The organism is Dietzia sp. PP-33, from assembly GCF_033790845.1.
In the GTDB taxonomy this organism is placed as follows: Bacteria; Actinomycetota; Actinomycetes; order Mycobacteriales; family Mycobacteriaceae; genus Dietzia.
In genome coordinates this window covers 246,665-273,609 of record NZ_JAMYEI010000008.1, presented here as the reverse complement: position 1 = coordinate 273,609, position 26,945 = coordinate 246,665, and the positions used below count along the sequence as shown (strand labels likewise).

Here is a 26,945-nt window from a genome sequence, read left to right as displayed (position 1 = left end):
ACAACAGACCCTGGACTGGGCAGCGGCACTGCATCCCCGCAGATACTCGGCACCACCGAAAGCACCAGCACTACCCACCACCACTGGCATCAACCTGTCTTGAGACAGGTTGACAACTTCCGAGCGGTACATGCGCGAGTTCATCGCGGGGAGCGGCTGTGGGACGAGTCCGGGTCCGACGTCAGGCGCGCGGGTAGAGGGCGACCTGCGCGGCCTTGACCACCAGCATCACGGCCACGCCCGGCGCGAGCGCGAGTTCGGCGGCCGAGCGGCTGGTCACCTCGGCATCGACCCGCTGGCCATCCCGCAGCTCGGTGGTCACCCGCGTCAACGCCCCCGCCGGGGCCAGCGACACCACGCGCGCCGGCCAGGAGTTCCGCGGACTGGCCGCGACGCCGGACGCGCTCGCGGGCGCGGGCCCAGACGCAGACGCAGACGCGGGCCCGGACGCGGGCCCAGACGCGGGCCCAGACGCGGGCCCGGACTCTGGCGCGGCGGCGTGGATGGCCACCGCCCGCGGATCGACGGTCGCGATAGCGCGCGCACCCGGGGCCCAGCCCGGCGCCCTTCCCGACACCCCTCCCGACGCCGCGTCCGGGCGGTACCCGGTGACGGCGTCGCCGCCCGGGGTGTGCAGCTCGTCGTCGTCGACCACCGCGCCCTCCAGCAGTGACACCCCGGCCAGCCGCGCGGCGAAGTCCGAGCCCGGGCGGGCGAGCACGCCCTCGACGGTGCCGGACTGGACGACGCGACCCCCGGTGACGACGACGACGTCGTGCGCCAGCGCCCACAGGTCCAGTGGATCGTGGGTCACCAGGACCACCGTGCGACCGGTGAGCCGGTCGGCGAGGAGCCGCCTGATACCGGGCGCGATCTCCACGTCCAGTGCGGCCAGCGGCTCGTCGAGCAGGACCAGTTCCGGGTCCACGGCCAGGGCCCGGGCCAGGGCGACGCGCTGGGCCTGCCCGCCGGACAGCTCGTGGGGCCTGCGGCCGGCGAGGCCCGCGCACCCCACGGCGTCCAGCTCGGCGCGGGCGCGGTCGAGGGCGGGGCGTCTGCGGACTCCGCGGGATCGCGGGCCGTAGGTGACATTCTCCAGTGCCGTGAGGTGGGGGAAGAGCCCGGGCCGCTGCTCGAGCGAGACCACCCGGCGGCGGTGCGCGGGCACATGGATGCCCTGCGCGCTGACCGGCCGCCCGTGGAGCTGGACCTCCCCGGAGTCCGGGCGCAGGTGTCCGGCCAGCAAGGCCAGCAATGTGGACTTGCCCGCGCCGTTGGGTCCGACGATCGCGAGGCGACGGCCGGCGGGCACCGTGAGACGGAGCTCGACGTCGCGGTGGTCGACGCGGCAGTCGAGCGCGGCGGCGGGGCCCGGCTCGGCGGTCGCTCCCGGCTCGCCCGACGCGTGCTCAGCCACTGCCCACCACCGCCCGTCGCGCGACGCTCGCCGAGGCTGCCATGAGCACCGCGGCCACCACGATCAGCAGCAGGGCCAGGGCGAGGGCGGTGTCGGTGTTCGTCTCCCGGCTCAGGTAGATCTCCAGCGGCAGGGTGCGCGTGGTGCCCTGCAGTGATCCGGCGAAGGTCAGGGTGGCACCGAACTCGCCGAGGGCGCGGGCGAAGGACATGGCGGCGCCGGCCACGAGCGAGGGCAGGACCAGCGGCAGCGTCACCGTGGCGAGGACGCGGGTCGGGGATGCGCCCAGGGACGCGGCGGTGCGCTCCAGCCGGGAGTCGACCGAGCGCAACGCACCCTCCAGAGCGATCACCAGGAACGGCATGGCCACGAAGGTCTGGGCGATCACCACGGCGGCGGTGGTGAAGCCGACCTCGATCCCGATGACGGACAGGTGCCGACCCACCACGCCGGTGCGTCCGAGCGTGGTGAGCAGGGCCAGCCCCGCCACGACGGGTGGAAGCACCATCGGCAGCGCCGTGACCGTGCGGGCCACCGTGGCAAGGGTCCCGTTGCTGCGGGACAGCAGCACCGCCAGGGGGGTGCCCAGCAGCACGCACAGCAGGGTCGACACTGCGCACGTGCGCAGGCTGAGCAGCGCTGCCTCCCGCGCGGCCTCGGAGGTGAGCAGTCCGGGGACGGCCGCCCATGGGATGCGCACCGCCATCCCCAACAACGGCACGGCGGCCAGCGCCACCGCGAGGACGGCCGTGACGAGGAGCCAGCGGGGCAGCGGGGGCCGGGTCACGGCGGGCCGAACCCGTGGTCCGCGAGCACGGAGCGACCCGCCTCGCCGGTGACGGCGTCGAGGAACCGGCGGGCCGGATCGGACCCGGAGCCAGCAGGCCCGGAGCCAGCAGGCCCGGAGCCAGCAGGCCCGGCGTCCGCAGACCCGGTTCCCGTGGCGCCGGGACGGTCGATCTCCGCGATCAGATAGCGGTTGGGGTCGGAATCCGCGGCCGGGATCGGGATCTGCTCTACCCGGTCCCCGGCCGCGCGGGCGTCGGTGGCGTAGACGATCCCGGCATCGGCCTCACCGGAGCTGACCTTGCCCCGCACGTCGGTGACCTTGGACTCCTCGCTCACCGGCCGGAGTTCGACCCCGGCGGACGCGGCCAGTGCGCGTGCGGCGTAACCGCAGGGGACCGCGGCGGCGCACACGACAAGGCGGGTGCCGTCGAGCGAGCCGTCCAGGCCGGTGATGCCCGCGGGGTTGCCCGGCGGGGTGATCAACGTGAGGATGTTGGTCGCGAACTCCACCGGCTCGCCGGAGACCAGCCCCTCGGCGACGGCCCGGTCCATGCTCCTGACATCCGCCGAGGCCAACACATCAGCAGGGGCGCCCCCGGCGATCTGGTCCACCAGCCCGGAGGAGCCGTCGAACGACAGCCGTACCTCCACGCCGGGGTTCTCGCGCTCGAAGTCCTCGGCGATCCGGGTGAACGCGCTGGTGAGCGAGGCGGCCGCGAAGACGGTCAGCAGTTGGGAGTCCTCGTCGTCGTCGCCCCCCACGGCACACCCCGCGACCAGGGACAGGCACAGGGCCGCCGCCACCACCAGGGCGCCGGGCGCGGCGCCGGGCGCGGCGGCGGCACGCCGGCGACCCCTCCGGCGCTCGCCTGTGGCGCGCACGGTCGACGATCTACCGGTAGTTGGTGAACTGCAGCGCGACCTCCAGGTCGGCCTTCTTGAGCAGCTGCATGCACTCCTGCAGGTCATCGCGCTTCTTGGACGACACCCGGATCTCCTCGCCCTGGATCTGCGCCTTGACGCCCTTGGGGCCCTCGTCGCGCAGGAGCTTGGTGATCTTCTTGGCGTTCTCTTTGTCGATCCCCTGTTTGAGCGTGCCGACCAGGCGGAATCCCTTGCCCGACGGCATGGGCTCGCCCACCTCCAGCGCCTTCATGCTCAGGCCCCGGCGGACCAGCTTCTCGATGAACACGTCCTTGGCGGCCAGCACACGGTCCTCGGAGTCCGCGACGATCTCCACCGCGTCGTCGCCCTTCCACTCGATGCCGGTGTCGGTGCCGCGGAAGTCGTAGCGGGTGCCCAGCTCCTTGGCGGCCTGGTTGAGGGCGTTGTCCACCTCCTGGCGGTCGAACTCCGAGACGATGTCGAACGAGGACTCCGAGGCCATGGATGCGCTCCTTCACGTGGTTGGGGGTCGATCCCGGCCAGGCTACCCGCCCAGGCCATCCGCTCCGGCCACCCCGTGCGCCCCCGATTTGGCACCGGGGGTCACCTGCGTTGTATCGTGTCCTAGCGCCTCCAGGGGTGCACGCCAGATTGCCCGAGCGGCCAAAGGGAGCGGATTGTAAATCCGTCGGCTTATGCCTACGTTGGTTCGAATCCATCATCTGGCACGCGAGACCCCCGCCACAAGCGGGGGTCTTCGTGCATTTCGGGCCGCGATAGTGTGACCGTGTGACACCGTGGTGTTCCGCGGCTCCCGGCGCCGGACACCCGGCTGTCGCCTCTCGTGTAGAAGATTCGGGGTGAGGGGTATCCACGACGCGGTCGGCTCCGAACTACCGGACATGACACTGGCATCGGTACCCGCCGCCCAGCGGATGACCTCTCGTGACCTGCCCGAGGGACTCGGCCCGGCCGTCGACGACCTGGTCGCGGACCTGAACCACACCACCAGATCCGGCAAGGGCATGCGCTCCGCACTGTTCGACGCCGTCTATACCGGCGCCGGTGGCCGGGACGAGACGGTCCGCGACGCCGCCTGCCAGGCCCTCGAACTGCTCCACGAGGCGTTTCTCGTGCACGACGACCTCGCCGACGGTGACGATCACCGCCGGGGCCGGCCCAATCTGCAGGGACGCACCACGACGCGGGCCGCCGGACTGGGGATGCCCCGGGAGTCCGCCGCCCACGTCGGCATGGTGGGGGGACTGCTCGGCGGGGACCTGCTGCTGGTGGCGGCGATGGGGGAGTTCGCCCGGTTGCCCGTCCCGGCGCCCGTGGTGCACCGCGCCATGGAGGAGATCGAGCGTGCCGTGGTGGCCTCGATCGCCGGCGAGTACGCGGACGTACACGGGGCGGCCCACGGTGAGCCGACCACCCAGGAGCACGCCCTGGCTATCGGCGCCGCCAAGACCGCGGCCTACTCCGTGACCCTGCCGCTGGTACTGGGGGTCGTGCTGGCCGGGGGGCCGGAGGAGATGATCCCCCCGCTGCGCGAGACCGGGCGCCACCTGGGCACCGCCTACCAGGTGATCGACGACGTCCTGGGGGTCTTCGGCGACCCGGCCGTGACCGGCAAGTCCAACGAGGGGGACCTGGTGCGCCGCGCGCCCACGGTGCTCCTCGCCTTTGCCGCCACCACCGAGCTCTGGCCGCGCATCGACTCCGCGCTCGGTGGTACCGACTCGGACCATGCCGATCCGGCTCATGCCGCTCCTGACCCGGCCACCGCACGGTCGTTGCTGGCCGAGTGCGGTGCCCGCGAACACGCGTTGGGGATCGCCGAGGACCTGGTGACCGCCGCCCGCGCCACACTGGACTCGCCGGCCGTTCCCCACGACCTGCGCGCAGCGCTCGATCCCCACCTGGCCACCGCCCTCGAGAGGACCCGATGACCCCGCAGAGCCCGCACGCCGAGTTCACGGAGGCCGCCCGCAAGTGCAGCGAGGTGATCCTGCGCCGCTACTCCACCTCGTTCGCGCTCGCCTGCCGCCTGTTGGCCCCGGCGACCCGGCCGCACGTCGCCGCCGTGTACGCGTGGGCGAGGGTCGGGGACGAGGTCGTCGACGGCGCCATGGACGACCCCGTCGCGGCCCGCGAGCTCATCGACGACGCCCGCCGCCGGACCCACCGCGCGGTCGAGCGTGGTCTCGACCCGGACCCGGTCACGCACGCCTTCGCCGACACCGCGCGCCGGTTCGGGATCGGGGCCCGGCTCATCGACCCGTTCTACGATTCGATGGAGGCCGACCTGGAGGTCACCGAGCACACCGAGGAGTCGTTGCGCCGGTACATCCACGGTTCGGCGGAGGTGATCGGGGAGATGTGTCTGCGGACGTTCGCCGGTGGGGGGCTTGGTGACGACGACGAGTTGGCCGCCGGCGCGCGCGCACTCGGATCGGCGTTCCAGAAGGTCAACTTCCTCCGGGACATCCGGGAGGACTCCCTGGAACTCGGTCGCAACTACCTGCCGGGACGGGACCCGCGGGCGCTGACGGACACCGACGTGCGCGAGTTGGCGGACGACGTGGACGCCGACCTGCGCGTCGCCCGCGCTGCGATCGATCGGATCCCCGGCCGGGACCGGCTGGCGGTGCTGGCCGCGCACGACTTGTTCGCCGAGCTCAACGACCGCCTCCGGGCGGCCGGCGCGGCCGGGGTGAGCGCCGGTCGTGTCCGGGTGCCCAACCCGGTCAAGCTGGCCGTGATCGGACGTGCCGCCTCCGGGCGGGGTCGCGCGGTCCCGCGCGGCGGACGGGCGGTCGTGCGATGAGCCCGCGTCTGCCCGGCCGACTGCCCGGCCGTCTACCCGGCCGCCGCACGCCCGCCCCGGACGGTCCCGTCGTGGTGGTGGGTGGCGGCATCGCCGGCCTGGCCACCGCCGCGCTGCTCGCCCGCGAGGGCCGCGACGTCACGCTGGTCGAGGCCACGGACGAGGTGGGCGGCCGCGCTGGCAGCTGGTCGGCGGGTGGGTTCCGGTTCGACACCGGCCCGTCCTGGTACCTGATGCCGGAGGTGTTCGACCACTTCTTCCGCCTCTGCGGCACCACGGCCGCCGAGCAGCTCGACCTTGTCCGCCTGGATCCCGGATACCGCGTGTACTTCGAGGGACAGCCGGATCCGGTGGACGTGCGCTCGGACCGCGCGGACTCGATGGCGCTGTTCGAGTCGCTCGAGGCGGGCGCCGGCGCCACGCTCGGCAGGTACCTCGATTCGGCCCGGACCACCTACGAGCTGGCCCTGCGCCGGTTCCTCTACACCAACTTCACCTCGTACCCGGCACTGGTGCGGCCGGACGTGCTGGCCCGGGCGGGGTCCCTGGTGGCGCGGCTCGTGCAACCTTTGCAGTCGTTCGTCGCCCGCAGGTTCACCGACCGCCGGATCCAGCAGATCCTCGGCTACCCGGCGGTGTTCCTGGGTTCCTCGCCGTACCTGGCGCCGTCGATCTACCACCTCATGAGCCATCTCGACCTCACCGACGGGGTGCTCTACCCGCGCGGCGGGTTCACCGAGCTCATCGCCGCCGTCCGGCGGGTCGCGGAGGCGCAGGGAGTGCGTATCCACACCGGCACCGAGGCGGTCGAACTGACGACCACCTCCGCGGGCGGGGGCGGCCGCGGGCCCGGGCGGGCCAGGGCCCGGGTGACCGGCGTCCGGGTGCGCGACCGGGCGGGGGCCGAGCGGACGCTGCCGGCGGGCCTCGTCGTCGGCGCGGCCGACCTGCACCACCTCGAGACCCGGTGGTTGCCGGAGACGCTCCGCACCTACCCGCAGTCCTACTGGGACGCCAAGACCCCCGGCCCCGGCGCCCTGCTGATGCTGCTCGGTGTCTCCGGCGAACTGCCGCAGCTGGCGCACCACACCCTCCTGTTCACGGAGAGGTGGGAGGAGGGATTCGACGCCATCTTCGGCGAGGAGACCCACATCCCCGACCCGGCCTCCCTCTACGTCTGTCGGCCCAGTGCGACCGACGACCCCGCGGCCGGCACCGCCCCCGCGGGCCACGAGAACCTCTTCGTCCTGGTGCCCATCCCCGCCGACCCGACCCTCGGCCGTGGAGGCGTCGACGGCGCGGGGGACGCGACCATCGAGGCCGCCGCGGACCAGGCGATCGCCCAGATCGCGGAGTGGACCGGCGTCCCGGATCTGGCCGAGCGGGTCGTGTTCCGCCGCACCATCGCCCCGGCCGATCTCGAGGCCGACCTCGGGGCGTGGCGCGGCACCGCCCTCGGCCCCGCCCACACACTCGCCCAGAGCGCGTTCTTCCGGACCCGCAACGTCTCGAGACACGTCGACGGGCTCTACTACGCGGGAGCCTCGACCATCCCCGGGATCGGACTCCCCATGTGTCTGATCAGCGCCGAACTGGTGCTCAAGCACGTCCGCGGCGACACGAGCACGGCCCCGGTGGCCGAGCCCGGCGGGGGCACGGTGTTCGACAGATCAGTGTCCGACAGATCGGTCCCGCGCGGCACGGTGTCGGGCGCGTGATCGGGCTGGCCTACCTGGCGGTCCAGGTCGTGTCCTTCGCGGGCATCCTGGTGATCGACCACCGCTGGAAGCTGGCGGCGTTCCGCGCCCCGGCCGCCGCGGCCCTGGCCGTGACCGCGTCCGTCGCGCTGCTGTTGACCTGGGACGTCCTCGGCGTGCGCAGCGGGGTGTTCTTCCGCGGGCAGACCGACTTCATGACCGGGCTGACCGTCGCGCCGGAGATCCCGCTCGAAGAGGTCGTGTTCCTGGCGTTCCTCTCGCACCTCGCGCTGGTGTGCGCGGCCGGCGTCGCGCTCGCGGCCGAGCACCGGTCGCGGGCCTTGCGGTCCTCCCGAGATTCCGACGTTCACCGGACGACGGGGGAGCGCCGGTGACCAGCCTGTACACGACCCTCAACCTCACCATGTCCATCCCCGTGGTGGCCGCCGCCCTCCTCGCGGCCTGGCGCCTGAGGGGGCCCGAGAAACGCCGGTGGCTGATCGGGGTCGGCGGCGCGCTGGTGATCCTCATGATCCTCACCGCGGTCTTCGACAACATCATGATCTCGGCCGGGCTCGTGGCCTACGACGACGAGCTGACCAGCGGACTCCGCCTGGGCGTGGCGCCCATCGAGGACTTCGCCTACGCCGTGGCGGCGGCCGTGTTCGTACCGTCGGTGTGGGCGCTGCTCACCGCCGCCCCGCGTGTCGGGGCCGAGGTGGGGAGTCCGACGGTGTCGGGCCGGGGGGACGCCTCGTTGGCGCGCGCCTCGGATCATGGCGACGACGAGGTCCGCACCGCCGAGCGGCCCGCGACCCCCGGTCTGCTGACCACGCTGTTCTGGTCGTCCCGGCCGGTGTCGTGGGTCAACACCGCCGCGCCGTTCGCGCTGGCGTACTTCCTGGCCACCGGGGGGTTCGACCTCCTCGGCGTGATCGGCACGTTCTTCTTCCTGGTGCCGTACAACCTCGCGATGTACGGGATCAACGACGTCTTCGACTACGAATCGGACCTGCGCAACCCGCGCAAGGGCGGCGTCGAGGGGTCCGTGCTGGAGCGGTCCAGGCACACGGCCACCCTCGTGGCCTCGGGCGTGACGACCGTGCCGTTCCTGGCCTATCTGGTGTGGGTGGGCTCGTGGGAGTCGTCACTGTGGCTCGCGGCGAGCGCGTTCGCGGTGATCGCCTACAGCGCCAAGGGGCTGCGGTTCAAGGAGATCCCGTTCTTGGACTCGGTTACCTCCGCCTTCCACTTCGCCTCCCCGGCGATCGTCGGTTGGACCATCGCGGGAGCCGAGCTGACCGGGGGAGTGTGGGCGTGCCTGATCGCCTTCATGCTGTGGGGCGCCGCCTCGCAGGCGTTCGGGGCGGTGCAGGACGTGCGCTTCGACCGCGAGGCGGACCTCAAGTCCGTCGCCACCGTGCTCGGGGCGCGGGCCGCGGTGTGGTTCGCGCTGGCCTGCTACGCCGCCGCGGTCGTGGTCCTGCTCGTGGCGGCGCCGTGGCCTGCCTCCGGGGCGGCCTTCGCGATCCTGCCGTACCTGGCCACCGTGGCGGCCTATGTGAGGGTCACCGACGCCGATGCCGAGCGCACCAACGAGGGGTGGAAGCGCTTCCTGGTGCTCAACATGCTGGCCGGCTTCTGCGTGACCCAGCTCGTGCTGTGGTCGGTGCTCGTCTGGTCCTGAGGCTCCCCGCCACTCGCCGCTCACCGCTCACCGCTCACCGCTCGCAAAAGCTATGCGCCCGCTTTGGACCATTCCGGGCTCACGAGTCGGCGGGAGGCGAGCGTTCCGGGCGCGCAAGTCGAAGGGTCAGCTCGGGCTCAGCGCTGGACGCGCTCCATCCACCGCTTCGAGGGCGGGCTGGTGCGCCAGTTGCGGAAGATCGTCCGGAACGCCCGGGAGAAGCGCCGGCGCATCGCGGCGGGATCGTCGAACGGCCGCGCGGAGATGCCCACGGTCAGCGATCGGTCCACACGTACCCGGTCGGCGGCGCCGAACTGGAACGACAGGTCGATGTCGTCGTGGAGTTCCGGGTCCGCGCGGTCGACCCCGTCGCGGACCCGCTCCCACGCCGCCCGGCGCATCGCCAGGTTCGAGCCGAACAGCACCGGGTGCGCCATCGCGGCGCCCACCGAGAAGAAGTAGGCGTCCATGTAGAGCAGCTGTGCGGCGCGGGCCCGCCAGCCGCTCAACCCGATGAACTCGCCGGGGCCCGAGATCGCGACGAGCTCGGGATCCTCGGTGAACGCGCCCTCGATCCGCTCCAGCCAGTCCGGGCCGGGGCGGGAGTCGGCGTCCAGGCGGGCGATCACGTCACCGGTGGCCGCGTCGTAGCCGGTGGCGGCGGCCGAGGGGATCCCCCGCACCGGCTCGGTTACCACGCGGGCGCCGGCCTGCCGGGCGACGTCGGGACTGTCGTCACCGCAGCCGTTGTCCACCACCACGATCTCGTCGGGCAGCCGCGTCTGGGACCGCAGCGCCGCGAGGCACCCGGCGAGCTCGTGGGCGTCGTCGAGGACGGGGACGACCACGGAGATGAGCATGGTTCTCATCCTGCCAGCGGACCGCCGACCGCACCCAACCGGGCGATTTGTGCCCTGTTCGAGCGTGTGTGTAATCTGCTAGAGGCTTTCACCCCGAGTCGCGGAGAAGTTCGCGACCCGGAGTGGCCCGCCCCCTTAGCTCAGTCGGTAGAGCGTTTCCATGGTAAGGAAAAGGTCGTCGGTTCGATTCCGACAGGGGGCTCGCACTGTGCGGGCGGCTGGGTCGCCCGGCTGGCAGAGCATGCCGGTGTAGCTCAGCTGGTTAGAGCGCACGACTCATAATCGTGAGGTCGGGGGATCGAGTCCCCCCACCGGTACAAGACAGACGAAGGCCGTCCGCGAATCGCGGACGGCCTTCGTTGTCTCTGCCCAGCCGCTGCAACGACTACTGTGCGGCGTGTTCGCTTCGACGACGACGGTGCCGAATGTGCTGGATGATGCTCGCGGCCACGGCTGCGGCCAGCAGCGCGTACAGCACGATGGTGATAGGCGAGGAGAACAGGATCGCCACATCACCCTCGGACTGCGCCAGTGACCGCCGCAGTTCGATCTCCGCCAGTGGGCCGAGGATCGCGGCGATCAGGACCGGGGCCAGCGGGATCGAGAACCGCCGCATCAGGAATCCCACGACACCGATCGCGATCACCATCCAGAGGTCCAGCGTGGAGGAGGAGATCGCGTAGGTGCCGAGCATCGCGATGACGGTGACCCCGGCGTACAGATTGTGGCGGGGGATCAGGAGTAGCTTCGCCCAGACGGCGGCGAACGGCAGGTTGATGATCAACAGGATGATCAGACCGACGAACAGGCTGGCGAGCAGCGGCCAGACCAGCGCGGCGCTCGTCTCGAACAGTAGGGGACCGGGCTGCATCCCGTATTGCTGGAACGCGGCCAGCATCATCGCGGCCGTCGCCGAGGTCGGCAGTCCCAGGACGAGCAGCGCGCCCATCGCGCTGCCCGCGGTGGCGTTGCCGGCGGCCTCGGGCGCGGCGACGCCCTGGAGCGCTCCGCGGGTACCGAAGTCGGGGTCATTCCGCCGCTTGGCCAGAGCCTTCTCGGTTCCGTAGGCGAGGAACGTGGGAACCTCGGAGCCGCCGACGGGGATCGTGCCGAAGGGGAGACCGAATGCGGTGCCGCGGAGGAAGGCGGGGACGATCCTGCGCATCTCCTTGCGCGTCGGGAACGGTGAGCCCTCGGTCTTCACCGGTCCGCCGGTCAGGGTCTGTCGGTGGATCCGCGACGCCTGGTGCAGTACCTCCCCGAGAGCCAGCAGGCCGACGGTGATCACGATGATCGAGATGCCCTCGAACAGGGCCGGGTTCTCCAGTGTGAAGCGCTGGGTGCCGGTCATCGAGTCGGTGCCGACCAGCGCGAGCGCGAGCCCCAGCCCGAGTGCGGCGAGCCCCCGCACGACGGACTCGGCGACGACCGCCGAGATGGCGACGAAGGCGAAGACGGCGAGCGCGAAGTACTCCGGTGACGAGAACGCCCGCGCGAGCAGGATCAGGTAGGGGGAGAGCATGACCACGCAGGCACACGCGATCATGCCGCCGGTGAACGCGCCGATCGCCGAGATGCCCAGTGCTTTGGCGGCCCGGCCGTCCAAGGCCATCCGGTGGCCCTCGAACGTCGTCGCTATGGCCGACGAGTTGCCCGGGGTGTTGAGCAGGATCCCCGAGGTCGAGTCGCCGAACAGTCCTCCGAAGTAGATGCTGGCGAACATGATGAAGGCGCCGGTCGGATCGAGTGTGAAGGTGACCGGGAGGAGCAGGGCGACCGCCATCGCGGAGCCGAGTCCGGGCAGGACACCCACAGCGGTACCGAGGACGGCACCGATCAGCAGGAGGGTGAGGTTCATCGGGGTCAGGACCCCGGCCAGGCCCTCGCCCAGGAGGCTCAGTTGCTCCATGGCAGTACTCCTTCCAGTATGCCGGGGGGCAGGCCCAGCCCGAGACCGGCCGAGAAGGCGATCTGGATGACGGACGCGAAGATCACCGAGACGGCGACGTCGAACAGTGGGCGTCTGCTGCCCAGGGCGTAGCTGACCACCCAGAACAGCGCGCTGGCGGTGACCAGCCAGCCCACGGGCTGGAGTGTGAGCGCGAACGCCACGAGCCCGCAGAGCACGATCCCGGTGGTGCGGTAGTCGACGGGGATGTATCCCGAGCCGACGGCCGCGGACGGCGAGGGCGTCCCGGTGGGGGAGTCGGTCTCCTGTGGGTGTGCCGGGTCGCCTGGCCGGGTCGTGCCGCCAACACCCCGGGTCTCACCGGTGTGGTCGATCGCGGCCAGATCCTCGAGCATGTCGGTGGACAGCTGGCCCATCGTCGATGTGGCCTCGGTGTGCCGAGGGTTGCGGATGACGTTGATCGCCAGCAGTACACCGGTCAGGAGGAGGAACCCGGCGACCAGGCCGGGGAAGAATTGCGGACCGGGGGTTCCTGCCCCGTCGGGGACGTCCATCTGGACGATCTGCACGGTCATAAAGGCAGCGATCGCCAGGATGCCGGTGGCGAAGCCCAACTCGGTCCGATTGCGCCACCAGCGCGTTCTGCTGCCCGGCTGAGCATGCGGAACCGCGGTGCTCGCCGGGTCGGTCGAGGTACTCACTGGCCCAACTCCTTGATGATCTCTTCGGTTGACGCGATCTCGGCGTCGAGGAACTGCTCGAACTGTTCGCCTGCCATGAACTCGTCGGTCCAGTCGTTGCGGTCGAGGGTGTCGCGCCACTGATCGGTCTCGCTCATCTCCGTGATGATCGCGATCAGCTCGTCACGGACCTCCTCCGGGATGTCCGGTGGGGCGACCAGCCCGCGCCAGTTCGACATGGACACGTCCACTCCCTGTTCGATGAAGGTCTGAGTGGGTATCTCCTCGAGAGGTGTCGCCGAGGAGATACCGAGCGCTCGGAGTTCACCCACCTCGATCTGGGCGGCGAAGTCGTTGGCACTCGAGATGGCCCCCACAGCGGAACCGCTGATCATCGCGCGCACGACCTCACCGCCACCGGCGTAGGCGATGTAGTTGGTCAGGGACGGGTCGATGCCGGCAGCGTCGGCGAGCATTCCCGTGAGCAGATGGTCGATGCTCCCCAACGACCCGCCCGCGATCGCCATTCCCGGATGCTCTCGCCACGCCGCCATGAACTCGTCCAGCGTCTGATACGGCGAGTTCGCGGGGACCACGAGCACGTTGTAGTCGTCCGCGAGACGTGCGATGGGCGTCGTGTCTTCGAGCGTGGCGTCGGAATCCTGCAGGATCACTCCGCCCACCATCACGCCGCCGGTGACCATGAGCGAGTCGGTGCGTCCGGCGAGTTGAACGAACTGGGTCAGTCCGATGGTCCCGGCCGCGCCGGGGACGTTGCGGACGCGGACGGCGTTGACGATCCCGTCGGACATCAGGGCCTGCTGTGCTTCTCTGCCGAACGTGTCCCATCCGCCGCCGGGGGCGGCCGGCGCGATGATGTTCAGTTGTGTCCGCGCGTTGTCGCCGCCGCCCGAGCTGCTGGCATCGGTCACCGCGACAGTGGTCAGCGCGACGGCTAGTACCACGGTCACGAAGCGGGCAAGGTGTTGTCGCATCCACGGTCCTTCCTGGTTCTCGGTGCCAGAGACGCCACCGAGGGATGAGCTGAGAATGGAATGTCGACGTGTGATGTGGGGCACAACTAGGGTTTGTGCTCATTGATGCTCACGCCGTCCGGCTGGAACGTGGCGGGGTGAAGCAGCGGGCAGGCTTGCTGCGACGGAGGAAAGGGCCGAGGTGGCGCAGTACCCGGAGTGGCTTCTGAGGCGGAGGTTCAGACTTGTCGTCGTCCTGCTGATCCAGTGCGCGGTCGTGCTGACCTGTGTCGGCTTGACGGCGTATGCCGCGTCGCGCGTCCAGGAGCGACAGGTGCGCGATGCCATGACCGAGCGCGTGCTCGCCGTCGCCCACAGCCTCGCCAGGCTCGAGCAGGTTCGGGACGCCATCGAACGGGACGACCCGGAGCAGGAGCTACAACCGCTGACCGAGCTGATCCAGCAGGCCTCGGGTGTGGACTACGTGGTGATCAGTGACTCCGACGGGATCCGGATCACCCACCCGGTGCCCGGGGAACGCGGTCGGCCGGTCTCGACCGACCCGGAAGCAGTTCTGGCCGGTGCCACCTTCGTCGGCACCGAGGAGGGGACTATCGGTCTGACACTTCGCGCCAAGGTGCCGGTGTATCGCGACGGCGTCGTCATCGGCGCGGCATCGGTCGGGGTCCTCGAGTCGGAGATCGCCGCCGATCTGCGGTCCAGTCTCGGGGCGATGGCACCGTGGGTGCTGCTGGCGGTGCTGGTCGGGTTGATCGGTGCCGCCGGCGTCTCCCGCGCGGTCGACGTCCGCGTACGAAGGCTGGAGGCCGAGAACGCCGAACTGGGTGAGCAGCGCCGGCTCTCGAGAGCGCTCCGCGAGCAGACCCACGAGTTCCGGACGCGGATACACGCGGTGTACGGCCTCGTCGAGAGTGGCGAGGTCGACGAGGCGTTGGAGTACCTGGCCGAACTGGCTCCGGTCTCCGGCACGGATATCCGGGATGGAGTCATCGAGGACCCGCGGATGCGCGCAGTACTGGGGGCGATGGTCGCGGAGTACCACTCGCAGGGAGGACGGCTGGAGATCGACCCACTGACGTCGACGAGCGTGGGTGCACTCGGTGGAGATGAAGTCTCGCTGATCGCGAACCTGGTGCTCAATGCGATGGAGGCGGCCGGCCCCGGCGGTCACGTCCGCGTCCTGGTGGTCGCGGACGAGTTCGGCACCGAGGTGGCGGTCGGAGATGATGGCCCAGGTCTGGACCCGGACACGCTGCCGATGGTGATGGAGCACGGCTACTCCACCAAGCAGCCGGGCGATCGGCATGCGACGCGCGGGGTGGGCCTCGCCGTGGTCTGGCAGATCGTGCGGGATCGTGGTGGCGACATCGAGGTGGGACGTTCGTCGGCCGGTGGGGCACTGTTCACCGTGCGGCTCCCCGCATCCCCGGGTGGGAAGGTCGGCGGGGACCGTGCCGTCTGAGATCGCAGTAGCGAGAGCGTGAAGGGGCGACGAGGGTGAACGGGGAACAGGGCGGCCACACCATCCGGACGCTGATCGTCGACGACGATCCCGTCGCGCGTCGCCTGCACAGTCGGTACGTGGACAGTGTTCCGGGGTTCAGGGTGGCCGCCGCGGTCGCTGACGGTCACGGGGCCATCAGATGGGCTGCGGGCGGCGGGGTAGATCTGATCCTGCTCGACATCGGCCTTCCGGGTTTCAGCGGGATCGAGGTGTTGCACCGGATCAGGACGATCTCCCGCCGCCCCATCAGCGTGATCGTGGTCAGCTCGCTTCGGGACCGCATCACCGTCAGGCAGGCGCTGTCCGGCCAGGTCGTGGGGTATCTGGTCAAGCCGTTCACCAGGGCCGCGATGATCGAGCGACTGGAACGGTTCCGCGCCGAAAGCGCCGGACCACCGGCAGAGCTCGATACGTTCGGTCAGGGGGAGATCGACGCTCTGCTGCGGAGGGGTCCGGGCGTGACGTCCACGGGCCCGGCGGCGACCGGGCACGGCCCCGGCCCCGGCCCACTGCCCAAGGGGTTGTCCGAGCCGACGCTGGCCGCGGTCCTCACCGCTCTGGACGACGGCGCCGGTCACACGGCTGTGGATGTCTCCCGCATGAGCGGCGCCTCCCGCGCGACCGTGCGCCGCTACCTCGATCATCTGCACCGGAACGGCACCGTTGATGTGTCGCACCGCTACGGCGGGCGCGGACGACCGGAGCTGCTCTACCGACTCGTCGTGCCCTGATATCCACCGGGGAACGGGGGGTGTCGCGCCCGGCTCACACCCCGAACGTCGACCGGGGATAGCCGGCCTCTACGTCTGTCACGACGTTGACAAGGTACGGCACCCCGCTCGCGAAGGCACGGTCCAGCGCGGGGCCGATCTGCGTGGGGTCGGTGACCATCTCGCCGGCCCCGCCGAGCGCCCTGACCACCTCGTCGTAGCGGGTGCGCGGGGCGAGGTCGGCGATCACGTCGTAGCCGTACAGCATCTGCATGGGCCCCTTCTCCAGTCCCCACGCCCCGTTGTTGCCCATCACCATCACCACGGGCAGGTTGTGGCGCACGAGGGTGTCCACGTCGATGAGCGAGAACCCGGCCGCACCGTCGCCCAGCAGCAGCACCACCTGACTCGAGGGCCGGGCGATACGGGCCGCGATCGCCGCGCCCAGCCCCGCGCCGAGGCAGCCGAACGGACCGGGGTCCAGCCAGTTCCCGGGCCGCGCGGGTTCGATGAACTTCCCGGCGAAGGACACGAAGTCGCCGCCGTCACCGATCACGACCGCGTCCTCGGCAAGCCGCGGCAGCAGTTCACCGTAGATGCGCGCCGGGTGGACGGGGTCCGCGCTCGCGCCGAGCAGTTCGAGGTCGGCGGCGTGGGTGGCGTCGGCCTTCTCGCGTAGCGACCGGGCCCACCCGCTCCAGTCCGGCGTGCTCGACCGACGTTGCACCGCCTCGGTGAGTGCGTCCAGGACCCGCCCCAGGTCGCCGGCCGTGGCGACGGCGGGGTCGGCGTGGCGGCTGAGCTGGCCCTCGGAATCGGCGACGTGCACCACTGTCGCCGGTTCTGCACCGTCCTTTCCGCCGAACACGCCGTACCCCAGGCGGAAGTCCAACGGGGTGCCCACGACGACGACGAGGTCCGCGCCCCCGAACGCCATGCCGCGCGCCTTGGACACGAGAAGGCTGTGACCCGGGGGGACTATCCCTCGCCCCATGCCGTTCGGGATCGCGGGCAGTCCGAGCGCCTCCACGCACCGCAGGGCCGCGTCCTCTGCGCGGTCCGCCCACACGTCCGAGCCCAGCACCAGGACGGGCCGCTTCGATCCGGCGAGCAGGTCCGCGATCCGGTCGACCGCGTCGGTGTCGGGGGAGCGGTCGACACCGGGGGCGGGCGATCCGTCCGCCGCGAATCCCGGCCCGGGGCGCACGGACTCGCACTGGTCGAAGAAGTGGTCCATGTGCACGTCAAGGAACGCCGGCCCGCGGTGGGCGGTGCGCGCGGCGGTGAAGGCGCGGTGGGTGGCGGCGGCGATGTCGGCGGTGTCGCGGGCCGTCTCCGCGGACACTGTCACCGGGCGCATCAGGGGGACGTGGTCGAACTCCTGCAGGCTGCCGGTGCCCCACCTGCCCGCGGGGGCGCGGCCGCCCACGACCACCATCGGCGCGCCGGAGAACGAGGCCTGGGTGACCGCACTGATCCCGTTGGTCACCCCCGGCCCCGCCGTGAGGACGGCGAGGCCGGGGGAGCGGGTCAGCTTGCCGGTGGCCTCGGCGGCGAAGGCGGCGGTCTGCTCGTGGCGCACGTCCAGCAGTGTGATGCCGTGGTCCTCCTTCTCCGCGGCGTCGTACATCGGGAACACGTGCGCGCCGGACAGGGTGAACATGGTCCTTACCCCGTGGGCGGCGGCGACGGCGGTGGCGTGGGATCCGCCGTGGCCGGATACTTGCGCCCGGCCACCGCCGGCCTGGTCGGATCGGTCTGTGGGGTCGTTCTGGCTCACGGGCGCTCTCCCTGGTCGACTGTCTCCACCGTAGGAGCCGCGCGCCCCCGCAGGAGCCGTTCCGCGCGGACGGGCTCGGGTAGCGTCGGCGGGCGTGAGCACAGAGAGCGCAGCCGGCGACCTCGTCGTCGTCACCGGGGATCCCGTGACCGTCACCACCGAGGTGGTGGCGCGCTTCGCCGAGGCGGTCGGCGCCCGCGCGGGCCAGGTCCCCGCCACCCTGGCCGCCGCCCTGACCGCGCCGGTCCAACGCGCGGTGATGGAACACCCGGCACTGCGGATCGACCTGTCCCGCACCCTCCACACCGCGCAGTCCTCCGAGCACCACCGCCCGATCGCGGTCGGCGACGTCCTCACCGCCACCGCGACCGTCACCGGCGTGCGCTCCGCCCGCGGCGGACGGATGATCGGCTTCGACACGGTGTTGCGCGACGCGACCGGCGCGGCCGTCCAGTCCCTGTCCAGCGCGCTGCTCACCGCGGAGGTGGAGGAATGACGGACGACCCGACGACGACGAGGCGGCCCCAGCCAGGCGAGCCGATCCCGGCCCGCACGTGCCCGATCACGCGCGAGGACCTGCGCCGCTACGCCGACGCCTCCGGGGACCACAACCCCATCCACCTGAACGACGAGGCCGCCCGCGCGCTCGGTCTGCCCGGAGTGGTGGCGCACGGGATGCTGACCTCCGCGGTGGCGATCGGTGTGGTGGCGCAGTGGGCCGGGGGAGCCGACAGGGTGCTGGCCACCTCGATCCGGTTCGCCGGACCCGTGGTGGTGCCCGCCGACTCCCCGGCGCGGCTGGAGGTGGCGGGCACGGTCAAGAAGGTCGCCGAGGACGGCTCCACTGCCGACGTGGCGCTGGCGGTGACCTGCGGCGGGGTCAAGGTGTTCGGCAAGGCCGTGGTGACCGTCTCGCTGGCCGGGGGATGAGGCGCGTCCCCGCCACACGGCGGGCGTGATTTCGGGGCACTGCCGGGACTGTCGTACACTGAATTGCCCGACCGCCCGCGGTCGCGGCCCGCGCTGCCTGAGGTAGCCGCCGACACTGTAGAGTCGAGGCGTTCGTGCGGTCCGCGCTTCGTGAGACGGCACGGGTGGCCGGGAGACCGGCCGAAGGGGCGTAGCTCAATTGGCAGAGCAGCGGTCTCCAAAACCGCAGGTTGCAGGTTCAAGTCCTGTCGCCCCTGCCCTTCCCGCCAGCCAACGACGACCCGGAGGTACCGCGTGAGTCAGGATCGCGACGACGACGTCGACACCAGCGGCGCGCGCGATTCCGACGGCGCCGCGGCGTCCACCGGCTCCGCTGTTCCGGCAGGCTCTGCTGTTCCGACGGGCAAAGCCGGCCGGGGTGACACCGCTGTCGCGGGCCGTGTCCGCACGGACGCGGACACCGCGGAGGACACGCGGGGCAACCGCGCGAATCCGTTCCAGTACATCGGGCAGGTCGTCGAGGAGTTGCGCAAGGTCATCTGGCCGACGCGCAACCAGATGGTCACCTACACCATCGTGGTGTTCCTGTTCCTGATCTTCATGACCGCGCTGGTCTCCGGCGTCGACTTCGGCGCGGGCAAGCTCGTCGAGCTCGTCTTCGACCGCTGACCTGCCGCTCGGGTCCGGGGCGAGATCCGGACCGCCGAACTTCGAGAGGACCGCAATTTCCGTGAGCGACATCGAGCACAGCCCCGAGTCCGAGGACGTCGAGCAGAGCCCGGCTGCCGCCGAGCAGGCCGAGACCGAGGCCGACGCAGTGCTCGGTGACACGGCTGCGGACCCCTCCGACGCCGCCGTCCCGCCGACCGCGGAGGCCGTCGAGGCCGAGGTCGAGGCGGTAGCCGAGGCTGATGTGGACGCCGTCGCCGAGGACGAGGACGCCTCCGAGCTCGGCCAGGCCGGCGCCGACGAGACCGGTGCGTCCGAGGGCGGCACCGACGAGGACGGCACCGCCGAGAACGATGCTGACGGCGACGCGCCCGTCGACGAGGGGGCCCCCGAGGAGGCGGCGCCCGCGATCGACCCGGTCATCGCCTTCAAGCGTCAGCTCCGCAAGCTCCCCGGCGACTGGTATGTCGTGCACTCGTACGCCGGCTACGAGAACAAGGTCAAGGCCAACCTGGAGACCCGTGCGGTCACCCTCGGCGCGGAGGACAAGATCTACCAGGTCGAGGTCCCGATCGAGGAGTACACCGAGGTCAAGAACGGCCAGAAGAAGGTCGCCAACCGCAAGGTCCTGCCCGGTTACGTCCTCGTCCGCATGGACCTCGACGACGAGTCATGGGGCGTCGTCCGCAACACCCCAGGGGTCACCGGTTTCGTCAGCGCGACCGGCGGCGCGGCCGGTGCGCCCACCCCGCTCTCTCTGAGCGACGTCGCCAAGTTCCTGGCCCCCAAGCCGGAGAAGAAGGCCACCGCTCCCGGTGGCGAGGGCGACAGCGGACTGGTCCCGCAGACCGTCGAGGTCGAGTTCACGGTCGGCGAGTCGGTCACCGTCATGGACGGCCCGTTCGCCACGCTGCCCGCCAGCATCTCCGAGGTCGAGCCCGCCTCGCAGAAGCTCAAGGTGCTCGTGTCGATCTTCGGTCGCGAGACCCCGGTGGAGCTCGGTTTCTCCCAGGTCGAGAAGATCGACTGACGCACCCGGTCAGGCCGACGACCCGCCCCGCGCCTCCCGCGCGCGGCGGGTCTCGTCGTTTCCGTCGCGATTAGGGATCCCCGCGATCCCGCGCGTAGAATCTCCAAGGTTGCGCCTGCGCTCTCCGATGCCCGCCCGAGAGGGCGGTACGCGGGGAGCGGCGCACACGACAGTCGGCCTCCCACGTGTACAGCGTGGAGCCGAGATCCAGTCGAAGAATCAGGAAGACGATGCCTCCGAAGAAGAAGAAGGTCTCAGGGCTCATCAAGCTCCAGATCAATGCCGGCGCCGCCAACCCGGCCCCGCCGGTCGGTCCGGCTCTGGGTGCCCATGGTGTCAACATCATGGAGTTCTGCAAGGCCTACAACGCAGCCACCGAGAACCAGCGCGGAAACGTCGTGCCGGTCGAGATCACGGTCTACGAGGACCGTTCTTTCGACTTCAAGCTCAAGACTCCGCCCGCCGCCAAGCTCCTGCTCAAGGCCGCCGGCCTGCAGAAGGGCTCCGGCACGCCGCACTCCGCCAAGGTCGGCAAGGTCTCCATGGACCAGGTCCGTGAGATCGCGCAGACCAAGATGGAAGACCTCAACGCCAGCGACGCCGACCAGGCCGCGAAGATCATCGCCGGCACCGCCCGCTCCATGGGCATCACGGTCGAGGCCTGACCTCCACCAACCCCGAAGCACTCGTGGGAGGGCAGCTCAGGCCCGCACCACACCCGACCGCCGCGTGAGTGACGCGGCAGGAATGGAACTCACATGAGCAGGAACAGCAAGGCCTTCAAGGCCGCAGCTGAGAAGGTCGACCGCACCAAGCTGTACTCGCCTCTGGATGCCCTGGCCCTGGCCAAGGACACCTCCTCGACGAAGATGGACGCCACCGTCGAGGTCGCCATGCGACTTGGCGTCGACTCCCGCAAGGCGGACCAGATGGTCCGCGGTACCGTGAATCTTCCGAACGGCACCGGTAAGACCGCCCGTGTCATCGTCTTCGCCGCGGGCGAGAAGGCCACCGAGGCCGAGGCCGCCGGCGCCGATGTCGTGGGCACCGACGACCTGATCGAGCGGATCCAGGGCGGCTGGCTCGACTTCGACGCCGCGATCGCCACCCCGGACCAGATGGCCAAGGTCGGCCGTGTGGCCCGCGTGCTCGGCCCGCGTGGCCTCATGCCCAACCCCAAGACGGGCACCGTCACCATGGACGTGACCAAGGCCGTCAACGACATCAAGGGCGGCAAGGTCACCTTCCGCACCGACAAGGCCAACAACCTGCACTTCATCGTGGGCAAGGCATCCTTCTCCACCGAGCAGCTCACGGAGAACTACCAGGCCGCGATCGACGAGGTCATGCGTCTGAAGCCGTCCTCCTCCAAGGGCCGCTACCTGCAGAAGATCACCATCTCCACCACGACCGGCCCCGGCATCCCGGTCGACACCTCGGCGATCTCCAAGCTCCTCGAGGCGGGCACCGACTCCGAGTGAGTTGAACCGCCCGGACAGGGCCCCGCGACCGGTCTCCGGCGCGGGGCCCTTCTGCGTGACCCCGACCGGCACGAATGCGGGAAGATGGTCCCATGACCTCCCAGCCCGTCGGCTCTGCCCGGCCCACCAGCGCGGCGTCCACGAATGCGGTGTCGGTGCGCGACGTCGCACTGCGTGACGGCCTCCAGCTCACCGAGGGACGCCTGAGCACCACGGCGAAGGTCGAGCTGGTCCGCACGCTGCTCCGGCTGGGTGTCCCGGAGCTCGAGGTGGGGTCCATGGCCCGGCCCGACCTCGTGCCCGCGCTGGCGGACACCCTCGACGTGATCGCCGCCCTCGACGAGGCCGAGCGCGACCGCTGCTGGGTGTGGGTGGCCACCCCGGGCCACGTGCGCCGCGCCGCCGACGCCGGGGTCCGCCGCTTTCAGTACTGCCTGTCTGTGACCGACGAGCACAACCGCGCCAACATCGGTCGCGACGCCGAGACGAGCATGGCCGCCCTCCCCGGGGCCGTCGAGGCCGCGGCGGCGGTGGGCGGCACCGTCCAGCTCTGTCTGGCCACCACGTTCACCTGCCCGATCACCGGGCCGGTCGACCCCGGGCGGGTGCTGGGGTTGATCGCCGATCCACGGGGGGAGGGCACCGCCGACGTGGTGCTCGCCGACACCCTCGGCCAGGCGCATCCGCGGCAGGTCGCCGACCTCGTGGCCGCAGCGATCGAGCCGGCGGGCGGGCGACGGCTCGTCTTCCACGGTCATGACACGTGGGGGATGGGCGTGGCCAACACGCTGGCCGCCGTGGCCGCCGGGGCGGGCATGGTCGACGCCGCGCTGGGCGGGCTCGGCGGCTGCCCCTTCGCTCCCGGTGCCTCCGGCAACACCGCCACCGAGGACGTGGTGTTCGCCCTGCGCCCGGACTGGCTGGGGCCGGACCAATTCCACGAGTTGGTGCGTACCGGTGACCGCATGCTCACCCGGCTGGGCGAGCGGTCGCGCTCGCGGGCCTCGGCGGGCGCGCACGGTGACGGCCGCGAGTTCGCCTGGACCCTGCCGCGGGCCTGACCCGGGCGCCGCCCGCCCGCGGCTCGTCGAGTGGTCCCAACTGCGGAGGTAGCTCCGTGCCCAACTCGGACAACGTGAACGGGATCGACCACTCGCGTTCTCACCGACATCTCGGCCGACGTCGACGTCACGATCCACCCGCGCACCCGGCGCGAGCGCTCAGATGACGCCACGGGCGGACAGATCGGCCAGGCGCTCGGTGTCCAGCCCCAGCAGGTCGCAGTAGACGGCCCGGTTGTCCCAGCCCGGCTCGGGCGCCCCGCCGCGACGCACCGACCCGGGGGTGCCGTCCAGGACGGGCACCACCCCGGGGCCGAGCACCGTGTCGTCGACCCCCGGCACGGTGTGCGGCACGATCATGTCGCGCGAGAGGAACTGCTCGTCTCGCACCACGTCCGCGACGGTGTTGACCGGACCCACCACGACGCCCGCGGCATCGAGGACCTCGCGGATCTCCTCGGCCGTCCGCTCGGCGGCCCAGTCGGCGATGATCGTGTCGATCTCGTCCTGGTGCACCCCGCGCGCCGAGTGGTCGGCGAACCGCGGGTCCTCGGCGAGCCCGGGCCGGCCCATCGCCGCGCACAGCCTGCGAAAGACGGTGTCCTGGTTGGCGGCGATGATCACCCACAGTCCGTCGGAGGCGCGGTAGAGGTTCGACGGTGCGATCCCCTCCAACCGGGTGCCGGACGGGCCGCGCACCACGCCCGCCGCGTCGTAGTCGGGGATCACCGACTCCTGCACGGCCAGACACGACTCGGTCAGGGCCACGTCGACCACCTGGCCGCGGCCGGTGGTGGTGCGGGCCAGCAGGGCCGCGAGGATCCCCTGGACGGCGAACATCCCGCCGAGCGTGTCACCGAGTGACAGCGCCATGCGCGGCGGCGGCCGGTCGGCGAAGCCGTTGAGGTGCCGCAGTCCGGACACGCCCTCGGCGACGGAGGCGTAGCCGGCCCGGGTGGACCGGGGCCCCGTCTGGCCGTACCCGGAGACCCGGCCGATCACCAGGCCGGGGTTGATCCGGTGCAGGTCATCGGGGCCCAACCCCCACTTCTCCAGAGTGCCGGGACGGAAGTTCTCGACCACCACGTCCGCGCGGGCGACCAGGTCGAGGAACAGCGCCGCGCCCTCCGCCGAGCGCAGGTCGAGGGTCACGGACTCCTTGTTGCGGGCGTGCACCGTCCAGAAGTGGCGGCGGCCGTCCCGTTCCCCCTGCCCCCATGTGCGCAGCGGGTCGGGGCGCCCCGGGTCCTCGATCTTGACGACCCGCGCGCCCATGTCGCCCAGCAGCCGGCCCGCGAACGGCCCGGCGATCAGGGTGCCCAGTTCCAGAACGAGCATGCCGTCCAGCGGTCCGGTCCCCGTGCCGCTCCCGCTCCCGGTCCCGGGCCCGGTCACGATCGGCCGGTCGGTCGAGCCGTCCGTCCGCTGTCCGTCGTTGTTCTCCACGGACCCCACCGTAGCCGCGTGGGGTGCGCTCGCGGTCCGACGTAGGGTGGCACTCGATGACGACACGACGGAGCGGTTCGGGCGCATGACACAGGGATCTGCGTGGTCGGCTCGACCCACCGCGCCCCGTACCGGGCGTCTGGCAGCCGAGGACTGGGCGAGAGCGGGGCTCGACCTGCTCCTGACCGAGGGGCGCGGCGCGGTCAAGATCAGCCGACTCTGTGCACACTTCGGGGTGACCAAGGGCAGCTTCTACTGGCACTTCGCCGATTTCGACGCCCTCATGGCCGCGATCGCGAGGCTGTACTTCTCCCAGGAGATGGACGCCGCCCGCGGGCTGGTCACCGTGGAGGAGATGCCGCCGGTGCAGCGGCTGGAGACGATGAGCGCGATGCTGGTCGAATCCCGCGCCTGGGAGGGCGAGGCCGCCATCCGGGAGTGGGCCCGCGCCGACGAGACGGTGGCCGCGGCGGTGGGGGACCTCGACCGGCGGATCCTCGGGGTGGTCCACGACGCGTTCGTCGACCTCGGCTTCTCCGAACGGGACGCGCGCATTCGCGCCGGGGTCCTCGTATACGCGGGGATCGGGTTCGTCTACGGCCGTTCGGCGTTGCCGATCCCGTCCGTGGAGGAGATCCACGACGTCCTGGCGTTGCTGGTACGTCGCGACGACTGAGTGCGACACCGACTGAGTGCGTCGTCGTCGGGACGGGTCAGTGCGCGACCCGGACCGTCAGCCCCCGCCGCTTGATACGCGCCGAGAACTCGGTGACGGTCCCACACTCCTCGCCGTCGATCTGGAACGCGGCGGGCTTCTCGAGTACCCGGGCGGTCACTCCCACGCCCTGACGGAAGTCCAGTGGCCGGGTCTGGTGTCGTTCCTTCTCCGCGCCCGGGGCCGAGTTCCTCCGGAACACCGGGCTGAGGCGGTGCTGGAACGTGTGGTGGACCAGGACCGCTCCGGCCTGGACCCACCCGAGGGCGCCCTTGGCACGGAGCGCCAGTACGTCGAGCAGGCCGTCGTCGATGACGGCGTCGGGCAGCAGGACCATGCCCGCCTGCAGCATCCCGCAGTTGGCCACGATCAGGGCCCGTGCGCGGGTGTGGATGTCGGGTCCGCCGTCGAGTGAGTACTCCACCCTGATCCGGTGGCCCCGCAACAGGGTGTTGGCGAACGCGCCCACGTAGGCGAACCATCCCACCCGGGCCTTGAGGCCGTCGTTCGTTCCGGCGATCATGTCGGCGTCCATGCCGGCGCCGAGCATGACCAGGAAGACGTCGTCGTGGGTCTCGCCCTCGCCGTCGGTGTACCGCACCTCGCCCAGATCGACCCCGCGGCTCCGGCCGCTCATGGCCACGCGGAGCGCCCGATCGACGTCGTCCAGCGGGACGTCCAGGTTCCGTGCCAGCAGATTGCCCGTGCCGAGTGGGACGACGCCCATCGGGACCCCGGTACCGACGAGGCCCTGGGCGACTGATCGCACGGTGCCGTCGCCGCCGCAGGCGATCACCAGGCCGACACCACCCGCGGCCGCCTCCGTCGCCTGGCCCAGCCCCGGATCGTCCTCCGTGGTCTCGTAGAACACCGGATCGGTCCACCCGTGCAGCGGCGCCCTCTCGACCGTCCGGCGACGGACCTCGTCGACCCCGGCCTTGGTGGGGTTGACGATGACGGCGACACGGGACGGGGCAGGGGACACCGCACAACAGTGTCAGATGCGGGCCCGACTCGCCATTCCCGGCCCGTCCGCCGATTTGGAGCTGATCACCGGCCGCCTATACCCTGATGGGGAAGTTTGAACGCCTGACGGGGAAGCCTGTCGGGCACCTGATCAAGTTTCACCGAAGACCGCAGGTCACCGCCCTCGCCGGGGGCGGTCGAAGAGTCCGGGAGCGCCCGGGCGGCCCGCGCAGGAGAACACCGGTCAGTGAAGGACCAGGCGCGTCACCGCGCCCGCCCCCTCCACGCCCCGTGCCGCCTGCGCCCGGGGCGTTCGTGCATTTCTCGGCAGTGAGAAGCAGAAAGGAGGCGAAACATGGCAAAGCCCGCAAAGGTCCAGGCCGTCGAGGAGATCAAGGAGCACTTCCAGAACTCCACCACGGCCGTGGTCACCGAGTACCGCGGACTCTCCGTTCCACAGGTCACCGCGCTGCGCAAGGCGCTGGGTGACTCGGCCACGTACACCGTGGCCAAGAACACCCTGGTCAAGCGTGCGGCGAAGGAAGCCGGAGTCGACGGTCTCGACGACCTCCTGTCCGGTCCCACCGCCATCGCGTTCGTCACCGGTGAGGTCGTTGACGCCGCCAAGGCGCTCAAGAACTTCACCAAGGACAACAAGGCGCTCGTCATCAAGGGCGGTGTCATGGACGGCGCCACGCTGTCCGCCACCGAACTCGACAAGATCGCCGATCTCGAGTCCCGCGAGGTCCTGCTCGCGAAGATGGCCGGTGCCCTCAAGGGCAACCAGGCCAAGGCCGCCGGCCTGTTCAACGCGCCCGCCTCGCAGCTGGCGCGTCTGTTCGCGGCGCTCCAGGACGAGAAGAACTGACACACCCCACATGCTTCCGGGCCGTATTACGGTGCC

At 71.1% G+C, this 26,945-nt stretch carries 27 protein-coding genes and 4 tRNA genes; 20 read left to right on the top strand and 11 right to left on the bottom strand.

The genetic code is table 11. The features are described 5' to 3' along the window. Positions 1 to 181 precede the first annotated feature (181 nt). The 4 genes from NJE57_RS15210 to NJE57_RS15195 form a co-directional block, all read right to left on the bottom strand. Positions 182 to 1,417: an ABC transporter ATP-binding protein gene (locus NJE57_RS15210; protein WP_319029348.1), complete on the bottom strand. Its 1,236-nt coding sequence runs from the start codon at positions 1,415 to 1,417 to the stop codon at positions 182 to 184. Beyond that, complete coding sequence (locus tag NJE57_RS15205) at positions 1,410 to 2,204, bottom strand: ABC transporter permease (RefSeq protein WP_319029347.1); 795 nt, start codon at positions 2,202 to 2,204, stop codon at positions 1,410 to 1,412. The genes NJE57_RS15210 and NJE57_RS15205 overlap by 8 nt, the downstream gene beginning before the upstream one ends. Next, positions 2,201 to 3,013: a molybdate ABC transporter substrate-binding protein gene (gene modA / locus NJE57_RS15200; protein WP_319029361.1), complete on the bottom strand. Its 813-nt coding sequence runs from the start codon at positions 3,011 to 3,013 to the stop codon at positions 2,201 to 2,203. Before modA ends, NJE57_RS15205 begins: the two co-directional genes overlap by 4 nt. An 85-nt stretch (positions 3,014 to 3,098) precedes the next feature. Continuing rightward, entirely contained in the window at positions 3,099 to 3,593 is a 495-nt protein-coding gene (locus NJE57_RS15195) for a YajQ family cyclic di-GMP-binding protein (protein WP_319029346.1), read from the bottom strand. 143 nt (positions 3,594 to 3,736) lie between these two features. Between NJE57_RS15195 and NJE57_RS15190 the strand changes: the two genes are divergently transcribed. From NJE57_RS15190 to NJE57_RS15165, 6 genes are all read left to right on the top strand, one after another. Further along, a tRNA-Tyr gene (locus tag NJE57_RS15190) sits at positions 3,737 to 3,819 on the top strand. A 132-nt stretch (positions 3,820 to 3,951) separates the two neighbouring features. Next, entirely contained in the window at positions 3,952 to 5,043 is a 1,092-nt protein-coding gene (locus NJE57_RS15185) for a polyprenyl synthetase family protein (protein WP_319029345.1), read from the top strand. Further along, on the top strand, positions 5,040 to 5,921 hold the full coding sequence (locus NJE57_RS15180; protein ID WP_319029344.1) for a phytoene/squalene synthase family protein: 882 nt from the start codon (positions 5,040 to 5,042) through the stop codon (positions 5,919 to 5,921). Before NJE57_RS15185 ends, NJE57_RS15180 begins: the two co-directional genes overlap by 4 nt. Beyond that, positions 5,918 to 7,639 carry a phytoene desaturase family protein gene (crtI, locus tag NJE57_RS15175; protein ID WP_319029343.1) on the top strand — a complete coding sequence of 574 codons (1,722 nt, stop codon included), beginning with the start codon at positions 5,918 to 5,920 and terminating at the stop codon, positions 7,637 to 7,639. The genes NJE57_RS15180 and crtI overlap by 4 nt, the downstream gene beginning before the upstream one ends. Then, on the top strand, positions 7,636 to 8,013 hold the full coding sequence (locus tag NJE57_RS15170) for a lycopene cyclase domain-containing protein (RefSeq protein WP_319029342.1): 378 nt from the start codon (positions 7,636 to 7,638) through the stop codon (positions 8,011 to 8,013). Before crtI ends, NJE57_RS15170 begins: the two co-directional genes overlap by 4 nt. Further along, positions 8,010 to 9,305, top strand: a complete 1,296-nt coding sequence (locus NJE57_RS15165; protein WP_319029341.1) for a prenyltransferase — start codon at positions 8,010 to 8,012, stop codon at positions 9,303 to 9,305. Before NJE57_RS15170 ends, NJE57_RS15165 begins: the two co-directional genes overlap by 4 nt. A gap of 137 nt (positions 9,306 to 9,442) precedes the next feature. On the opposite strand, the gene NJE57_RS15160 is transcribed toward NJE57_RS15165, so the two are convergent. Next, entirely contained in the window at positions 9,443 to 10,174 is a 732-nt protein-coding gene (locus NJE57_RS15160) for a glycosyltransferase family 2 protein (RefSeq protein ID WP_319029340.1), read from the bottom strand. 120 nt (positions 10,175 to 10,294) lie between these two features. Here NJE57_RS15160 and NJE57_RS15155 point away from each other — a divergent pair. Beyond that, positions 10,295 to 10,367: transfer RNA gene (locus NJE57_RS15155), tRNA-Thr, on the top strand. Between the two features lie 41 nt (positions 10,368 to 10,408). Continuing rightward, a tRNA-Met gene (locus NJE57_RS15150) sits at positions 10,409 to 10,482 on the top strand. 68 nt (positions 10,483 to 10,550) lie between these two features. Here NJE57_RS15150 and NJE57_RS15145 read toward each other — a convergent pair. The 3 genes from NJE57_RS15145 to NJE57_RS15135 are packed head-to-tail and all read right to left on the bottom strand — an operon-like array spanning position 10,551 to position 13,749. Then, on the bottom strand, positions 10,551 to 12,074 hold the full coding sequence (locus NJE57_RS15145) for a tripartite tricarboxylate transporter permease (RefSeq protein ID WP_319029339.1): 1,524 nt from the start codon (positions 12,072 to 12,074) through the stop codon (positions 10,551 to 10,553). Further along, positions 12,062 to 12,775: a tripartite tricarboxylate transporter TctB family protein gene (locus NJE57_RS15140; RefSeq protein WP_319029338.1), complete on the bottom strand. Its 714-nt coding sequence runs from the start codon at positions 12,773 to 12,775 to the stop codon at positions 12,062 to 12,064. Before NJE57_RS15140 ends, NJE57_RS15145 begins: the two co-directional genes overlap by 13 nt. Beyond that, positions 12,772 to 13,749 (bottom strand): Bug family tripartite tricarboxylate transporter substrate binding protein, encoded by a 978-nt coding sequence (locus NJE57_RS15135; protein WP_319029337.1) that lies wholly within the window; start codon positions 13,747 to 13,749, stop codon positions 12,772 to 12,774. The genes NJE57_RS15140 and NJE57_RS15135 overlap by 4 nt, the downstream gene beginning before the upstream one ends. A 181-nt stretch (positions 13,750 to 13,930) precedes the next feature. Between NJE57_RS15135 and NJE57_RS15130 the strand changes: the two genes are divergently transcribed. Both NJE57_RS15130 and NJE57_RS15125 read left to right on the top strand, forming a co-directional pair. Next, positions 13,931 to 15,211 carry an ATP-binding protein gene (locus NJE57_RS15130; protein WP_319029336.1) on the top strand — a complete coding sequence of 427 codons (1,281 nt, stop codon included), beginning with the start codon at positions 13,931 to 13,933 and terminating at the stop codon, positions 15,209 to 15,211. 35 nt (positions 15,212 to 15,246) lie between these two features. Continuing rightward, the gene (locus NJE57_RS15125) at positions 15,247 to 15,984 is read left to right on the top strand and encodes a response regulator (protein ID WP_319029335.1); all 738 of its coding nucleotides are present in this window, start codon (positions 15,247 to 15,249) and stop codon (positions 15,982 to 15,984) included. A gap of 34 nt (positions 15,985 to 16,018) precedes the next feature. On the opposite strand, the gene NJE57_RS15120 is transcribed toward NJE57_RS15125, so the two are convergent. Further along, the gene (locus NJE57_RS15120) at positions 16,019 to 17,743 is read right to left on the bottom strand and encodes an acetolactate synthase (protein WP_319029334.1); all 1,725 of its coding nucleotides are present in this window, start codon (positions 17,741 to 17,743) and stop codon (positions 16,019 to 16,021) included. A 94-nt stretch (positions 17,744 to 17,837) separates the two neighbouring features. Here NJE57_RS15120 and hadA point away from each other — a divergent pair, with 94 nt between their 5' ends. From hadA to NJE57_RS15080, 8 genes are all read left to right on the top strand, one after another. Continuing rightward, positions 17,838 to 18,239, top strand: a complete 402-nt coding sequence (gene hadA / locus NJE57_RS15115; protein WP_319029333.1) for a (3R)-hydroxyacyl-ACP dehydratase subunit HadA — start codon at positions 17,838 to 17,840, stop codon at positions 18,237 to 18,239. Then, positions 18,236 to 18,673, top strand: a complete 438-nt coding sequence (locus NJE57_RS15110; RefSeq protein WP_319029332.1) for a MaoC/PaaZ C-terminal domain-containing protein — start codon at positions 18,236 to 18,238, stop codon at positions 18,671 to 18,673. The genes hadA and NJE57_RS15110 overlap by 4 nt, the downstream gene beginning before the upstream one ends. A 184-nt stretch (positions 18,674 to 18,857) precedes the next feature. Beyond that, positions 18,858 to 18,930, top strand: a tRNA-Trp gene (locus NJE57_RS15105). Between the two features lie 37 nt (positions 18,931 to 18,967). Beyond that, complete coding sequence (gene secE / locus NJE57_RS15100; RefSeq protein ID WP_319029331.1) at positions 18,968 to 19,342, top strand: preprotein translocase subunit SecE; 375 nt, start codon at positions 18,968 to 18,970, stop codon at positions 19,340 to 19,342. Between the two features lie 61 nt (positions 19,343 to 19,403). Then, the gene (nusG, locus tag NJE57_RS15095) at positions 19,404 to 20,372 is read left to right on the top strand and encodes a transcription termination/antitermination protein NusG (protein ID WP_319029330.1); all 969 of its coding nucleotides are present in this window, start codon (positions 19,404 to 19,406) and stop codon (positions 20,370 to 20,372) included. A 230-nt stretch (positions 20,373 to 20,602) separates the two neighbouring features. Then, positions 20,603 to 21,037 (top strand): 50S ribosomal protein L11, encoded by a 435-nt coding sequence (rplK, locus tag NJE57_RS15090; RefSeq protein WP_319029329.1) that lies wholly within the window; start codon positions 20,603 to 20,605, stop codon positions 21,035 to 21,037. Between the two features lie 93 nt (positions 21,038 to 21,130). Beyond that, a complete protein-coding gene (gene rplA, locus NJE57_RS15085; protein WP_319029328.1) occupies positions 21,131 to 21,853 on the top strand; it encodes a 50S ribosomal protein L1 in 723 nt (240 codons plus the stop codon). A gap of 92 nt (positions 21,854 to 21,945) precedes the next feature. Then, positions 21,946 to 22,914, top strand: coding sequence for a hydroxymethylglutaryl-CoA lyase (locus tag NJE57_RS15080; RefSeq protein WP_319029327.1), 969 nt, complete (start codon positions 21,946 to 21,948; stop codon positions 22,912 to 22,914). 159 nt (positions 22,915 to 23,073) lie between these two features. Here the strand turns inward: NJE57_RS15080 and NJE57_RS15075 are convergent, their stop codons facing one another. Beyond that, positions 23,074 to 24,252, bottom strand: a complete 1,179-nt coding sequence (locus NJE57_RS15075) for a CoA transferase (RefSeq protein WP_319029360.1) — start codon at positions 24,250 to 24,252, stop codon at positions 23,074 to 23,076. 193 nt (positions 24,253 to 24,445) lie between these two features. Here NJE57_RS15075 and NJE57_RS15070 point away from each other — a divergent pair, with 193 nt between their 5' ends. After that, the gene (locus tag NJE57_RS15070) at positions 24,446 to 25,036 is read left to right on the top strand and encodes a TetR/AcrR family transcriptional regulator (protein ID WP_319029326.1); all 591 of its coding nucleotides are present in this window, start codon (positions 24,446 to 24,448) and stop codon (positions 25,034 to 25,036) included. A 37-nt stretch (positions 25,037 to 25,073) separates the two neighbouring features. Here the strand turns inward: NJE57_RS15070 and NJE57_RS15065 are convergent, their stop codons facing one another. Continuing rightward, positions 25,074 to 26,060, bottom strand: coding sequence for a diacylglycerol/lipid kinase family protein (locus NJE57_RS15065; protein WP_319029325.1), 987 nt, complete (start codon positions 26,058 to 26,060; stop codon positions 25,074 to 25,076). Positions 26,061 to 26,396: 336 nt separating this feature from the next. On the opposite strand from NJE57_RS15065, the gene rplJ reads away from it, so the two are divergent. Beyond that, positions 26,397 to 26,909, top strand: a complete 513-nt coding sequence (gene rplJ, locus NJE57_RS15060; RefSeq protein ID WP_319029324.1) for a 50S ribosomal protein L10 — start codon at positions 26,397 to 26,399, stop codon at positions 26,907 to 26,909. Positions 26,910 to 26,945: the final 36 nt, after the last annotated feature.

What these genes read in the sequence shown, in the direction of transcription:
- NJE57_RS15195 (WP_319029346.1), bottom strand. Translation starts at nt 3,593, where the DNA reads ATGGCCTCGGAGTCCTCGTTCGACATCGTCTCGGAGTTCGACCGCCAG.
- NJE57_RS15180 (WP_319029344.1), top strand. Translation starts at nt 5,040, where the DNA reads ATGACCCCGCAGAGCCCGCACGCCGAGTTCACGGAGGCCGCCCGCAAG.
- crtI (WP_319029343.1), top strand. Translation starts at nt 5,918, where the DNA reads ATGAGCCCGCGTCTGCCCGGCCGACTGCCCGGCCGTCTACCCGGCCGC.
- NJE57_RS15160 (WP_319029340.1), bottom strand. Translation starts at nt 10,174, where the DNA reads ATGAGAACCATGCTCATCTCCGTGGTCGTCCCCGTCCTCGACGACGCC.
- NJE57_RS15145 (WP_319029339.1), bottom strand. Translation starts at nt 12,074, where the DNA reads ATGGAGCAACTGAGCCTCCTGGGCGAGGGCCTGGCCGGGGTCCTGACC.
- NJE57_RS15135 (WP_319029337.1), bottom strand. Translation starts at nt 13,749, where the DNA reads ATGCGACAACACCTTGCCCGCTTCGTGACCGTGGTACTAGCCGTCGCG.
- NJE57_RS15110 (WP_319029332.1), top strand. Translation starts at nt 18,236, where the DNA reads ATGACGGACGACCCGACGACGACGAGGCGGCCCCAGCCAGGCGAGCCG.
- rplK (WP_319029329.1), top strand. Translation starts at nt 20,603, where the DNA reads ATGCCTCCGAAGAAGAAGAAGGTCTCAGGGCTCATCAAGCTCCAGATC.
- rplA (WP_319029328.1), top strand. Translation starts at nt 21,131, where the DNA reads ATGAGCAGGAACAGCAAGGCCTTCAAGGCCGCAGCTGAGAAGGTCGAC.
- NJE57_RS15080 (WP_319029327.1), top strand. Translation starts at nt 21,946, where the DNA reads ATGACCTCCCAGCCCGTCGGCTCTGCCCGGCCCACCAGCGCGGCGTCC.
- NJE57_RS15075 (WP_319029360.1), bottom strand. Translation starts at nt 24,252, where the DNA reads ATGCTCGTTCTGGAACTGGGCACCCTGATCGCCGGGCCGTTCGCGGGC.
- NJE57_RS15070 (WP_319029326.1), top strand. Translation starts at nt 24,446, where the DNA reads ATGACACAGGGATCTGCGTGGTCGGCTCGACCCACCGCGCCCCGTACC.
- rplJ (WP_319029324.1), top strand. Translation starts at nt 26,397, where the DNA reads ATGGCAAAGCCCGCAAAGGTCCAGGCCGTCGAGGAGATCAAGGAGCAC.